The following is a 259-nucleotide window of genomic DNA, read 5'->3' as shown; positions in this document are numbered from 1 at the left end:
GCCGAGCACAAAGCCCGACACATCGCATTGCTCGTAAATCGTCACGTTCGGCAACGCCAGCAACGCCGCCTTCAGTGATTTGACCAGGCGCGGGTTGCGAACATTGGCCACGTCGGCCATGTAGATCGCCTGGGCGTAGCCGCCCCCCAGCACCGGCACGGCGTCATGGGCCGCCGACACGTCCACTTTGCTCAAGGGCCGCCCTTCACGCGCAGCCCAGGCCAGTGCATCCGCCTCGTCATCCAGGTCGAGCCAATAC

Annotated in this window: 1 pseudogene; it reads right to left on the bottom strand. The window is 64.9% G+C overall.

The annotated features are described in order from the left end of the window. Nucleotides 1–259: pseudogene (locus tag AAEZ05_RS29200) on the bottom strand (glycine oxidase ThiO); the annotation flags it as partial.

It is taken from the genome of Pseudomonas sp. HY13-MNA-CIBAN-0226 (genome assembly GCF_040310305.1).
GTDB classification, from domain to species: Bacteria; Pseudomonadota; Gammaproteobacteria; order Pseudomonadales; family Pseudomonadaceae; genus Aquipseudomonas; species Aquipseudomonas gregormendelii.
The sequence above is the reverse complement of the archived record's forward strand: the minus strand, read 5'-3'. Positions and strand labels throughout refer to the sequence as shown.